Origin of the sequence: Shewanella alkalitolerans (assembly GCF_019457575.1) — a bacterium.
GTDB classification, from domain to species: Bacteria; Pseudomonadota; Gammaproteobacteria; order Enterobacterales; family Shewanellaceae; genus Shewanella; species Shewanella loihica.
Genome location: NZ_CP080422.1, coordinates 1,178,463 through 1,191,273, shown reverse-complemented (window position 1 = coordinate 1,191,273; position 12,811 = coordinate 1,178,463). Strand labels below are relative to the sequence as shown.

The following is a 12,811-nucleotide window of genomic DNA, read 5'->3' as shown; positions in this document are numbered from 1 at the left end:
GCCTTTTTGTTATCCTATAGCGACCAAAGCGCTAATTCTCATGCTTACTGGCGTGAGTCAAGGCGCGGCGCTTATCTCTCGCCAATGGGGTGATCGCCTCGTCTAAGTCGCGCTCCAGCCCCAGCATGAAGTAGAGCTCAGCCATCAGGAAGAAGGGGCCGATCAACAGCTGGTTAAGATCGTCGATAAAGGCCGGCTTGGCCTTCTCATACTTGTGACCGATGAGCTGGAAGATCCAGCCAATCACGAACACGCCGATGGCGATGGGCCAGGCCTGTTCCATCCGCGATACCAAGAAGGAGGTATAGAGCACAGGCAGGATAAACAGCACCAGCCCCAGCGCAAGTTTGGCATGCAGCGCAAAGTAATAAATCAATACAGCGCAGGCAAACAGCACGGCCACGTTGAGCTCCAGCCCTGTGGAGCCAAAGCTATACAGGCTAAAGGGGATGGTGTTTAACATCACGAACGCCGACCAGATGATCAGCGGGATGCCGACAAAGTGAGTCTTGATGTTGGTGGGGTTGAGGTGAACACTCTTGTAGGTGGATAACTGCTCGATTGCAGATTTCATGGCTCGGCTCCATCGTCTTTTAATCTTGCGAAACCAAAGCCAGCCCTATCCTGGCTACCGCCATTTTAGACCGTCAGGCTAAGTGTGACGCTCGTCTCAGTTAGCCTAACCTAAAACATTTTATTAACAGATGCCAGCGCGATAGATAGGCCCTAAGCGCCGAAAACGAAATTAAAACAGCCAGTATTTCTGGACCTTAGCCCAGATGAGGCCAATGCACAGCCAGTTAAACAGCAGCTGCATTACCCCATCTATCAAGGCCAATAGCTAGCTTGACTCGAGGATCACGGTCGCCGTGGCGTAGTGTTTCTCATCGGCGATGGAGAGATGGGCACGGCTGCCGCCCAACAGACTCAGCCGCTCGGCCGCACCACCTTGAAAGGCGATAAGCGGCGCACCGTTAGCATCGTTACTGATCTCGATATGCAGGAAGGAGACGCCGCGTCCTATGCCGGTACCCAGCGCCTTGGCGGCCGCCTCTTTGGCCGCAAAACGCTTCGCCAAATAACGACCGGGCTGGGAGGAAGCGACAAATATTGCCATCTCGGTTTGGGTCAACACACGCTTGGCGAGCGGACACTTGACCAGCGCCGCCTCGTCTCCCGCCGCAGGCACCTTGACGGCGATACGCGCGATCTCGACAATATCTGTCCCTAAACCAACAATCATAAGCTCTTCCCTACCCGCCACGACATGATATTAATGCTAACGATAAGACGATTACTGACCGCTGCGACCTTCCACCATCAGCTGCTTCATGTCGCGTACCGCCTTATCCAAACCATCGATCGCGGCGCGGGCGATGATGGCATGACCGATATTAAGCTCATAAAGCTCAGGAATGGCCGCGATAGGCTTCACATTGTGATAGTGCAGACCATGGCCCGCGTTGACCACCAGCCCCTTGCCGTGGGCGTAAGTTGCCATCTCGGTAATGCGTGCCAACTCTTTGGCTTGCTCGGCATCTGTCTCGGCGTCGGCATAACAGCCTGTGTGTAGCTCGATAACCGGCGCGCCTACGGCGACGGTGGCGTCGATCTGCACAGGGTCGGCATCGATAAACAGCGAAACTTTGATACCAAGAGCAGTCAAACGCTCGACCGCGGCGCGGATCTTATCCTGCTGACCCGCCACATCCAGACCGCCTTCTGTGGTCAGCTCTTCACGCTTCTCCGGTACCAAACAGACATAGGCTGGCTTCACCTCACAGGCGATATCCAGCATCTCGTCGGTCACCGCCATCTCGAAGTTCATGCGCGTCTTGATGGTCTTGGCCAGCAGGTAGATGTCTCTGTCGCAGATATGACGTCTGTCTTCACGCAGATGCACGGTAATACCTTCGGCGCCGGCATGCTCGGCAACGGCTGCAGCGTGGACAGGATCCGGGTAACTGGTCCCACGGGCCTGACGTAAGGTGGCAATGTGATCGATATTAACGCCTAGATGAATACGGCTCATGGAAAGTCCTTAAGTGTAGAGTGTCGCGATTGGAATTTTGTGCCTATTTTACTAAAGCTTAAGGTAAGGCCACAAGGGAAACCCCCGATGAATATGCGCAGCGGATTGCCGCAAACATGGATAATGAGCTACTTGCTGTAACTCGATGGCCTGTTGCCCTTTAAAAACAGCGCCCGCGACTTAAGCGGCTTGTCCCCCAGCAGGGGCGACAGTAGCTGCCTCATCAGCAGTTTAGCCTGTTTAAAATCGGCCTCTGTCAGCCTGTCTTCCTCCAGGGCGCGCAGCATCTCGCCGCTAAAATGGTTGGGCTTGGGCCCAAGCGCCGTGCTAAAGCCCTCTTCGGATAACAGGCGATAGTAGAAATCGGTCTCGATAGGGCTGCCTTCGATATCCAGATTCAGCGATGGCATCACCCCAAGCTCCTTGAGCAGCGCAAGCTCAAACTGCCTGAGCTGCGCCTCGCTAAAGGCGGCGGCCATGGCCATCAGTGTCTTATGATAGGTAAAGAAGAACTGCTCGGCGCCATGCTCGACCGACAAGCAGCGCACCAACAACTCGTTGAGATAGAAGCCGGCGAAACTGTCATTGCCGCTCAGGGGCACAGCCGGGCTGGCGGCCTCCACCTGATACAGGCTCTTGAGGCTGCTTCGCCCAGACAGCTGAAACAGCAAGGGCTGAAAGGGTTGCAGTATGCTCTTTATCGAGGTCTTGCCACTGCCCAGGCGCGCGACGGCATCGACCCTGCCCAGGCCGTCGACCAACAGATTAACCAGCACGCTCGACTCCCGATAGGGACGGGTGTGCAGTACATATCCCCTGTGCATTGCCCGCTTCCTTAATCCCTGTTTACCAAAAACAATGCTGACAAAAAAGCCGAGACAACCACAACCCTCGCGTGACTACCTCGGCTTAACATTAATCTGTCGACTTAGCTCTCACCATAGCCTAATGAGCGCAGGGCGCGCTCATCGTCGGCCCAGCCAGACTTGACCTTCACCCAGACCTCGAGGAAGACCTTGTTATCGAACAGGACCTCCATATCTTGGCGGGCCTGGGTCGCAATGGTGCGAATACGCTCGCCCTTGTTGCCGATCACCATACGTTTCTGGGTCTCGCGCTCCACCAAGATCAAGGCATTGATCTGATAGACGCCGTTTTCCATCATCTTAAACTGCTCTATCTCTACCGTGGCATCGTAGGGCAGCTCGTCGCCGAGGAAACGCATCAGCTTCTCGCGTACTATCTCTGAGGCCATAAACTTCTGAGAACGGTCGGTGACATAGTCCTCGGGGAAGTAGTGCGGCGACTCAGGTACAGAGTCTAAAGCCAGCTCCATGATACGCTGCACATTGGTGCCATGGGTTGCCGAGATAGGCAAGATCTCATCAAATTCAAACTTGGCCGCCAGGCTCTGCAGATGCGGGAACAGCGCCTCTTTGTCCTTGATGTTATCCACCTTGTTGATGGCCAGAATCGTCTTGCGGCCATCGTCACGGCTATGAAGCTTCTTCAGCACCATCTCATCGTCGGCGGTCCAGTTAAGACCATCGACCACGAATACCACCAGGCTAACCTCGGCCAGAGAGCTGGACGCCGCGCGGTTCATCAGACGGTTGATGGCGCGCTTCTCTTCGATATGCAGACCTGGGGTATCGATAAACACCACCTGACGCGGGCCATCGGTGTGAATGCCCATGATGCGGTGACGCGTGGTCTGCGGCTTCTTAGAGGTGATAGAGATCTTCTGACCCAGTAGCTTGTTCAGCAGGGTCGACTTACCCACGTTAGGACGGCCGACGATGGCCACCATGCCGCAGTAGGTCACCTCATATTGGCTACCACTGCGGCCACTGTTCATCCGCGCCAGCAGCTCGTCCAGACTCGGCTCTTGTGCACCTGGCTGCTCGGGTTTGTTACTCATTTCTTAATACGCTCCAACACTTCTGCTGCGGCAATCTGCTCCGCCTTTCTGCGGGAATTGGCCACGCCGACAACGGCTTCTTTTAGCTGCTCCACCTTACACTCCACGGTGAAGGTTTGCGCATGGGCTTCGCCGCTGATGTTCACCACTGTATAGACGGGAAGCGGCTGCTTAAATCCCTGCAGGTGCTCCTGCAGCAGCGTCTTGGGATCTTTCTGATTGACCGGCTCGATCACCGCAAGGCGGCTCTTATACCAGTTTAGTACTAAAGTGCGACAGGTTTCGATATCGGCGTCCAGATAGATGGCACCTATGATCGCCTCCATAGCGTCGGCCAGGATAGACTCACGACGAAAACCACCACTCTTGAGCTCACCAGGGCCCAGCTTGAGATAATCGCCAAGCTTAAACTCCTTGGCGATCTCCGCCAGCATCTTGCCGCATACTAGGGTGGCGCGCATCCGGCTCAGGTCGCCCTCGGTCGCCTTGGGAAACTGATGATACAAGGCGTCAGAGATGACGATAGAGAGAATAGAGTCGCCTAAAAACTCCAGTCTTTCGTTATGCTTACTCGCCGCACTGCGGTGAGTTAACGCCTGCTCCAGCAGCGCGATCTGCTGAAATTGATAACCTAATATTCTACCCAAACGCGGTAGATTCTTAATGGGTTCCATCTACACAATTCCGCCTACACGGTTAAAGCGTACGCCTGTCGGTACCCAAGTCGGTAAAAAGTCCGACGGCTTACGCTCAAATTCAAAACTAATCCAGATCGCTACCGCCTTGCCGACCAGATTGGCCTCGGGCACGAAGCCCCAGAAGCGTGAGTCTGTGCTGTTGTCGCGGTTGTCACCCATCATGAAATACTGACCTTCAGGCACAACAAACTCGCCCACCGCCAGGTTACCCTCACGGAAATAGTAAGAGGTCGGCTCGCCGCGTCCTGGGTTGATCAGGATATCGTGGGTCACATCGCCCAGCTGCTCCTTGTAGCGCAGCAATGGGATATTATCCTGGGTATATTCGCCCTGGTTGACACCGGCGCGCTCTATCTTCTCAAGCTTAGGACACTCGCTCTGCCCCTCAGGACAGGCCTTCTGAATATAGAGGTCCTTGTTACGATAGACGATGCGATCCCCCGGTAGGCCGATGACACGCTTGATGTAGTCGATCTGCGGGTTTTCTGGGTATTTAAATACCGCCACGTCACCGCGCTGTGGCTTGCCCGTTTCGATAAGCTTGCTACGCCACACAGGATCTTTCAGCCCATAGCTAAATTTTTCCACCAGGATGAAGTCGCCCACCAGCAGGGTTGGCATCATAGATCCCGAAGGAATTTGGAAAGGCTCATAGATAAAAGAGCGTAGGATCAACACGAAAGCGATAACCGGAAAAATAGAACGCGAGGTCTCCACTATGGCGGACTCACGCACGATTTTTTCGGCGCTCTCTTCGCTAATCTCCTGGTTGGCCGCCTGTGCCATGGCCAGCTTCTGCTGACGCTTAGGCGCTAAGACTAAGGCATCGAACATCCAGATCAGGCCGCTGCCTAGGGTCACCAAGACCAGAATAAGGGAAAAATAAGCTGCCATACGCTAACTAACTCCTGAAAAATGCTCCAGCAAAATAAGGGATTTATCGCCTGCCTAGCAGGCCATTAGCCCATTTATACTGTAACAAACAAAGCGCCGCAAACCGCGGCGCTCATTATCAATCACTATTAACAATTATTAACTAAAAAGTGATTACTCATTGATCTTCAGCACGGCGAGGAAGGCCTCTTGTGGAACTTCGACGTTGCCCACCTGCTTCATGCGCTTCTTACCCTCTTTCTGCTTCTGCAGCAGCTTCTTCTTACGGGAGACGTCGCCGCCGTAACACTTAGCGGTTACGTCTTTACGCAGGGCCTTGACCGATGAACGGGCGATGATCTGGCTGCCGACGGCCGCCTGAATCGCGATATCGAACATCTGTCTTGGGATCAGTTCCTTCATCTTGTTTACCAAGGCTAGGCCTTGGTAACGCACGTTGGCCTTGTGCAGGATCATCGCTAGGGCATCGACGCGATCGCCGTTGATCAGTACATCCAGACGCACCATGTCTGCCGCCTCGAAGCGTTTGAAGTTATATTCCAGCGACGCATAACCGCGGCTGGTCGACTTCAAGCGGTCGAAGAAGTCCATCACCACCTCGGCCATCGGCATATCATAGGTGATCGCCACCTGGTTGCCGTGGTAGACCATGTTGGTCTGCACGCCGCGCTTCTCGATACACAGGGTGATCACGTTACCCAAGTACTCTTTAGGTACCAGGATGTTGGTCTCAACGATAGGCTCACGCATCTCTTCGATGTTGTTCATCGGCGGAAGATCCGATGGGTTATCGACGTAGATAGTCTCGCCCTTGGTGGTTACCACCTCATAGACTACGGTCGGTGCCGTGGTGATCAGATCCAGGTTATATTCGCGCTCGAGACGCTCCTGAATGATCTCCATGTGCAGCAGACCCAGGTAACCGATACGGAAACCAAAGCCCAGTGCCGATGAGGTTTCCGGCTCGAAGAAGAGAGAGGCATCGTTCAGGCTCAGCTTGTTGAGCGCGTCACGGAAGTTCTCATAGTCGTCAGTCGAGATAGGGAATACACCGGCATAAACCTGTGGCTTCACCTTCTTAAAACCAGGCAGCGGCTTGTCGGCGCCATTCTTGGCCAGCGTCAAAGTATCACCCACAGGCGCGCCGTGGATCTCTTTGATACCCGCAATCACGAAGCCCACTTCACCGGTACTCAGCTGAGCCGTGTCTGTCTGCTTAGGCGTGAAGATACCGACGCGATCGGCCGTATGGGTCTGGCCGGTCGACATCACCTTGAACTTGTCACCCTTCTTGAGCACACCGTGCTTGATACGCACCAAGGAAACGACGCCCAGGTAGCTGTCGAACCAAGAGTCGATGATCAACGCCTGCAGCGGCGCTTCAGGGTCACCTTCTGGTGGCGGGATCTGAGCCACGATGGTTTCCAGTACGTCGCTGATACCTAAACCTGTCTTGGCCGAGCAGCGCACCGCATCGGCGGCCTCGATACCCACGATATCCTCAATCTCCTCGGCGACACGCTCTGGGTCTGCCTGGGGAAGGTCTATCTTGTTCAGTACAGGCACCACGTCCAGATCCATATCCAGCGCGGTATAACAGTTTGCCAGGGTCTGAGCCTCAACACCTTGACCGGCATCGACCACCAAGAGGGCGCCTTCACAGGCAGCCAGCGAGCGTGATACTTCATAGGAGAAGTCCACGTGACCTGGGGTATCGATGAAGTTCAGCTGATAGGTTTCACCATCTTTAGCTTTGTAATCGAGAGTCACACTCTGGGCTTTAATGGTAATGCCGCGCTCACGCTCGAGATCCATTGAGTCCAATACCTGCGCCGCCATCTCACGGTCAGACAGGCCGCCGCACTCTTGAATAAGACGGTCAGAAAGGGTTGATTTGCCATGGTCAATATGGGCAATAATCGAAAAGTTTCTAATATGCTTCATTGTGCGAAATGACTAAACTCGAAATTGAAATTGATCTAAAAGTGCCGAATTGTACCCGATCGCTAAACTAATACCAATTGGAATCCATCGGGCAATGAAAATAATAGACTAGTTGGCTGGGGAAATACCGTCTATGGCCTGGCCAAGGCGGGAGAGGATCACCGGCTGACTGTTGATCTCCAGCGATTTTGCCCAGCGCCGACCCAGCCACCAGGCGCTTGCCGCGCCGCTCAGCCCAAGGGCGATAGTCAGCAGATCGCTGCTCGACACTCCTGCCAGGCCAGCAAGGAAATGTCCTAAGGTGGCGCCAATAAACAGGCCAGCCAGCGGCATGAGGTAGACGATGGCGGCCGCCTTTAAGATCACGCTCTCGGGCAGGCCGAGTTTTAACAGCTCACCGGGTTCATACAGGGTGTCGCTTTGCAGCGAGAAGCGCTGCACCTTGGGCGAGAAGGCCTTAGACACGGCGGATGTGCCGCAGGTGTCATTGTTGTCGCAATGATTACAGGCGTTTTTAACTTTCACTTCGACCGTGACCCAGCCATCGCCCGGGCACCTGATCACTGTGGCGGTTTCTTCCATCATAGCGGGATCACTCTATGGTGATGCTTTTAGCGATGCGGCTGAGTGTCTCGGCCGGCACCTTGCCCACGGCAACCACCTCGGCATTGCCGACACGCTCGGCGGCCAAAGAGAGACCGTTACGGGTCATCAGCTCGTCGGGCAGCGCCGTCTCGCCGGCTCTGGCCACATACACAGAGATGTTCACCAGACCATCGCTCAGGGCGATATACTCGACCGCCTCGTGGCTGCCAATGAGTCTGTGATTATCTTTGACTAAGATCTTAAAACCTTGAGGCAACCATTTGAACTGCCAGTTGTCGGCCTGCTCACGCTGGGGCTGTGGCATGATCTCGGGCCAATCCTGCTTATAGGCTTCACGCAGAATCGCTGGCGCATCGTCAAGAACGATGAGCTCTACCACCAGCACCTGCTCCAGCAGCTGCTTCTCAAGGTTCAGCATGTCGTAACGTAGCGGCAGATAGGTATCCATATCCAGCCATACCTGATAGCTATAGCGATTATCATCGTTGGGGATGATGCGCACTAACTGGCTGGGACGCCCAGCCAGACGCGAACGTCCACCCAGGACAAACTGATAACCCGACTCTAGATCAGAGATAACGCCGGCAAACGCAGGCGGCAACACGCCTTGAATACGTTCGGCGCGCACGCTATAGGCGGGTTGGTCGTGTTCGATGAAGGTAACTGTATTGCCCACGCGCACGGCATTTTTTGGCGGACCATTGAGGTGCTCGAGAAAAGCAACTTCATGGTCGTCGACCTTGCCGTGAAGATAAACCAGGGGGCGAATGTGATCCGCTTGCAGATGGATCAGGGACATCTTGAATTCTTGCCCTTTCAAGGCGAGGCTCATGTTTTCGAGCCAAGCCTTTGCGGACAACTCTTCCTGCGCGCTGGCAGGGAAGACGAGGACTAACAGGGCCAACCAAATAAGACGCAAGCTAACTCCTTAATAATACCAATCGACACAAAGAGTATAGTCAGTGTGACCAGTATAAATAGCTTTTAGTGATTCACCGGGATAGGCGTGAGCTCACCATTGTCGTCTATATTGGCACTGTTATTCAATCTTTGCTGCAGCATATGATCTTGAATATAGGTGTTGATGCGATGACGCTGCTCCATCACACGCTCATTGGTATAACTTTGATTCTGTTGTACCGGGCTAGTCTGTAGGCTCACAGGCGACGCGCTGCCAATCAGCGGACGGGTATTGAGCACTGGCATAGGCGCATCTTCGACGCCACCCTGATTATAATTCTGCACGCCGATCACGGCGACCAAGGCGACGCTGGCGGCGATGGCATATTGACCAAACTGCTTAAATAGCGGCACCACACTCGCAAGTTGACGTTGAGGCGCCACCTCAGGCGTTTCGACACGCTTAGGCACAAGGATACTAGGCTCAAGCTCTATCGCTGCGGCAATGTTGGCACTGAGATCGAGATTGATCGCAGCGGGCAACTCACCACGCATAGCATCACCTATCATGTGATAATCACGCCACTTCTCATGTGAATCCGTATCGGCGGCGAGTTGCGCCAACTCCTGCTCGTCGATTTCACCATCAACGGCAGCGGAAACCCATTCCTGACCTAACTTATCCATTTATCACCCATATAAATTTAGTGTATCGAATAAAATGCTTCATCGTTCCAGCAAAGGCTGCAACTTCTTATCGATGGCTTCACGTGCCCTAAAGATACGTGAACGTACTGTGCCTACTGGACACTCCATCACATTGGCAATCTCTTCATAACTCATGCCATCGAGCTCACGCAGAGAGATAGCCATCTTCAATTCTTCCGGCAAGGTATCGAGTGTATCGAAGACCACTTTCTGAATCTCATCTGACAACATGAGACGCTCAGGGGAGGCAAACTCCTTTAGCGCATCACTGCCGTCGTAATATTCGGCCTCTTCCGCATCGACATCGTTGGCAGGCGCTCGCCTGCCCTGTGCCACTAAATGATTTTTCGCGGTATTAACCGCGATGCGATACAACCAAGTATAAAACGCACTCTCACCCCTAAAGTTAGGCAACGCACGATAAGCTTTGATAAAGGCTTCCTGTGCCACATCTGCCACGTCGGCCTGATTACGCACATAACGGGCAATCAGATTAATCACTTTGCTCTGGTATTTATGTACCAGCAGGTTAAAAGCGTTTTTATCTCCTTGTTGCACTCGCTCAACGAGTTGTTGATCACTTATCTGTCCACTCATCCGAGCCGACTACTCCTAAATCTAAAATGCTGATTTCTCAGTCGCTCGAATCATATTCACATATGTAGACTAGCCCACATCGAAAAAGTTCTAAAAAAAATTGCGATATCCGCATTTATTTTCTACGGCGAGATCAGTATCCATAAATGGCGTCTTGGTTTACCATAGACAATACTCGCATAACTTACCATGATACCTGATGAAACAAGTAGTTGAACATCAATCTGACGTTTTGGTTATCGGCAGCGGGGCTGCTGGTCTGACTTTAGCGCTACATCTGGCTGAAAAATCAAACGTTATCTTACTCTCCAAAGGCCCACTCAGCGAAGGCTCAACCTACTACGCCCAGGGCGGTATCGCGTCAGTGTTCGATGAAGAGGATACCATCGAATCTCACGTCACCGATACCTTGATCGCCGGGGCCGGGTTATGCGATGAAGAAGTTGTGACCTTTACCGCCGAAAACGCCAAGAGCGCCATGGAGTGGTTGATTCACTGCGGCGTCGCCTTCGATAAAGAAGAAACCGCCGACGGCGACGAGAGCAAGGCGCCCTATCATCTGACCCGCGAAGGTGGCCATAGCCACAGACGCATCCTGCACGCGGCCGATGCTACGGGTAAAGAGGTGCAGGTGACGCTACAGGAGCGCGCCCTGAGTCACCCCAATATCAAGGTACTTGAGCGCTACAACGCCATCGACCTTATCACCACACGTAAGCTCAAGCGCCCGGGCAACCGCGTCCTCGGCGCCTATGTGTGGAACCGTAACGAAGAGCATGTGGAAACCGTTAAGGCTCGCTTCGTCGCACTGGCCACAGGTGGCAGCTCTAAGGTGTACCAATATACCTCGAACCCAGATATCGCCTCGGGCGATGGCATCGCCATGGCCTGGCGCTCGGGCTGCCGGGTGGCCAACATGGAGTTCAACCAGTTCCACCCCACCTGTCTCTACCACGCCGATGCCCGCAACTTTTTGTTGACCGAGGCACTACGCGGTGAAGGCGCCTACCTTAAGCGTCCCGATGGCAGCCGCTTCATGCCAGACTTCGACGAGCGCGGCGAACTCGCGCCCCGCGACATCGTGGCCCGCGCCATCGACTATGAGATGAAACGCTTAGGTGTCGACTGCGTCTACCTGGATATCAGCCACAAGCCGGCCGACTTTGTCATCAAGCATTTCCCCACTATCTATAGACGCTGTCTGGAACTGGGAATAGATATCACCAAAGATGCTATCCCTGTGGTACCCGCAGCCCACTATACCTGCGGCGGCGTGATGACTGACCTGCATGGTCAGACAGATCTCAATGGGCTCTACGCCATCGGCGAAGTGGCCTACACCGGCCTGCATGGCGCCAACCGTCTGGCCAGCAACTCGCTGCTGGAGTGCTTGGTGTTTGCCCGCGCGGCGGCCGAAGATATCGAGAGCCAGCTGGCCAAGATCCCGATGCCGGGTACTCTGCCCGCCTGGGATGAGAGTAAGGTATCGAACTCGGATGAAGAGGTAGTGATCGCCCACAACTGGCACGAGCTACGTCTGTTCATGTGGGACTACGTAGGGATTGTGCGTTCAGACAAGCGCCTCGAGCGCGCCCTGCGCCGCTGCGCCATGCTGCAGCAGGAGATCCAGGAGTACTACAGCAACTTCCGCGTGAGTAACAACTTACTGGAGCTGCGTAACCTGGTCCAGGTCGCTGAGCTGATCATCCGCTGCGCTATGGAGCGTAAGGAAAGCCGCGGCCTGCATTACAATATCGACCATCCCAACAAGAGTAATAATCCGCTACCAACCATATTGCATCCAGAGCAATAGCAGTAAGGTCGTTAGCCAAACCTTAGTAGCAGACGGCACAGGTGCCGATAACCTGTGTCGTCAAACATATCCCGCCATAAGATAACCAGGCGTTTCTGCTCTCCCTCGTATAACCAGAACAGCACCACCAAGGGGCTCACCCAAATCCTGCGATAACTAAGATGTTGCTCGCTTGCTTCGTCAACCTGCTGCACTTGCGTATGCGAATCTAACTCGTCGCGGAGTAGACCAATTCTGCCCGACTCATCCAGCCAGAAGGCAAGAGACCAACGTCTTAGCGCAATAAACTGATAGAGGAAGAAAGTGATTGTAGCCGTTAACAGGCCATACTTGAGGGTGAGAAACCAGAGAGAGGCAATTGGCGGCCAGACCAGAAAAGCACTCAGGCACAGGGCCGCGAAACAGACCAGCGAGAGTCGCTGGTCGAAGGAGGCTGTCAGGTGAAAGTTATGGCGCCGCCCGGCCACGAACTTTGACCACCATCTCGGCAAGCAGCGGGTCTGGACAGGCCTCATGGCCCATAAACCAGGCAAACAACTCAGGATCTTCACACTCTAACAGACGAACGAAAACCGCCTTATCATCTATAGACAGCTGTTCATATTGGGTCTCAACAAAGGGTTGAAACAATACATCAAGCTCTAACATGCCCCGTCGGCACGCCCATCTTACTCTGGCTATGTTCATTGGCTCTGACA

At 54.0% G+C, this 12,811-nt stretch carries 15 protein-coding genes; 1 reads left to right on the top strand and 14 read right to left on the bottom strand.

From position 1 onward, the window contains the following. Positions 1–31 precede the first annotated feature (31 nt). The 12 genes from K0J45_RS05290 to rpoE form a co-directional block, all read right to left on the bottom strand. Positions 32–574: an Mpo1 family 2-hydroxy fatty acid dioxygenase gene (locus tag K0J45_RS05290; RefSeq protein WP_220044553.1), complete on the bottom strand. Its 543-nt coding sequence runs from the start codon at positions 572–574 to the stop codon at positions 32–34. A 267-nt stretch (positions 575–841) separates the two neighbouring features. Continuing rightward, complete coding sequence (gene acpS, locus K0J45_RS05285) at positions 842–1,243, bottom strand: holo-ACP synthase (protein ID WP_220044552.1); 402 nt, start codon at positions 1,241–1,243, stop codon at positions 842–844. A gap of 51 nt (positions 1,244–1,294) precedes the next feature. Beyond that, complete coding sequence (gene pdxJ / locus K0J45_RS05280; RefSeq protein WP_220044551.1) at positions 1,295–2,032, bottom strand: pyridoxine 5'-phosphate synthase; 738 nt, start codon at positions 2,030–2,032, stop codon at positions 1,295–1,297. 128 nt (positions 2,033–2,160) lie between these two features. Beyond that, positions 2,161–2,856: a DNA repair protein RecO gene (recO, locus tag K0J45_RS05275; RefSeq protein WP_220044550.1), complete on the bottom strand. Its 696-nt coding sequence runs from the start codon at positions 2,854–2,856 to the stop codon at positions 2,161–2,163. Between the two features lie 104 nt (positions 2,857–2,960). Continuing rightward, positions 2,961–3,953 (bottom strand): GTPase Era, encoded by a 993-nt coding sequence (era, locus tag K0J45_RS05270; protein WP_220044549.1) that lies wholly within the window; start codon positions 3,951–3,953, stop codon positions 2,961–2,963. Further along, positions 3,950–4,627 (bottom strand): ribonuclease III, encoded by a 678-nt coding sequence (gene rnc / locus K0J45_RS05265; RefSeq protein ID WP_220044548.1) that lies wholly within the window; start codon positions 4,625–4,627, stop codon positions 3,950–3,952. Before rnc ends, era begins: the two co-directional genes overlap by 4 nt. Then, a complete protein-coding gene (gene lepB, locus K0J45_RS05260) occupies positions 4,628–5,545 on the bottom strand; it encodes a signal peptidase I (protein WP_011864857.1) in 918 nt (305 codons plus the stop codon). Positions 5,546–5,698: 153 nt separating this feature from the next. Further along, the gene (gene lepA / locus K0J45_RS05255) at positions 5,699–7,489 is read right to left on the bottom strand and encodes a translation elongation factor 4 (protein WP_011864856.1); all 1,791 of its coding nucleotides are present in this window, start codon (positions 7,487–7,489) and stop codon (positions 5,699–5,701) included. A gap of 108 nt (positions 7,490–7,597) precedes the next feature. Further along, the gene (locus tag K0J45_RS05250; RefSeq protein WP_220044547.1) at positions 7,598–8,074 is read right to left on the bottom strand and encodes a SoxR reducing system RseC family protein; all 477 of its coding nucleotides are present in this window, start codon (positions 8,072–8,074) and stop codon (positions 7,598–7,600) included. Between the two features lie 7 nt (positions 8,075–8,081). Beyond that, a complete protein-coding gene (locus K0J45_RS05245; protein ID WP_011864854.1) occupies positions 8,082–9,014 on the bottom strand; it encodes a MucB/RseB C-terminal domain-containing protein in 933 nt (310 codons plus the stop codon). A 65-nt stretch (positions 9,015–9,079) separates the two neighbouring features. After that, entirely contained in the window at positions 9,080–9,682 is a 603-nt protein-coding gene (locus tag K0J45_RS05240) for a sigma-E factor negative regulatory protein (RefSeq protein WP_220044546.1), read from the bottom strand. Positions 9,683–9,721: 39 nt separating this feature from the next. Continuing rightward, the gene (gene rpoE, locus K0J45_RS05235; protein ID WP_011864852.1) at positions 9,722–10,300 is read right to left on the bottom strand and encodes an RNA polymerase sigma factor RpoE; all 579 of its coding nucleotides are present in this window, start codon (positions 10,298–10,300) and stop codon (positions 9,722–9,724) included. Positions 10,301–10,499: 199 nt separating this feature from the next. Here rpoE and nadB point away from each other — a divergent pair, with 199 nt between their 5' ends. Then, a complete protein-coding gene (nadB, locus tag K0J45_RS05230; protein ID WP_011864851.1) occupies positions 10,500–12,113 on the top strand; it encodes an L-aspartate oxidase in 1,614 nt (537 codons plus the stop codon). An 11-nt stretch (positions 12,114–12,124) separates the two neighbouring features. On the opposite strand, the gene K0J45_RS05225 is transcribed toward nadB, so the two are convergent. After that, the gene (locus K0J45_RS05225; RefSeq protein ID WP_220044545.1) at positions 12,125–12,580 is read right to left on the bottom strand and encodes a protein YgfX; all 456 of its coding nucleotides are present in this window, start codon (positions 12,578–12,580) and stop codon (positions 12,125–12,127) included. Beyond that, the gene (locus tag K0J45_RS05220) at positions 12,561–12,800 is read right to left on the bottom strand and encodes an FAD assembly factor SdhE (protein WP_220045222.1); all 240 of its coding nucleotides are present in this window, start codon (positions 12,798–12,800) and stop codon (positions 12,561–12,563) included. The genes K0J45_RS05225 and K0J45_RS05220 overlap by 20 nt, the downstream gene beginning before the upstream one ends. Between the last annotated feature and the right edge of the window lie 11 nt (positions 12,801–12,811).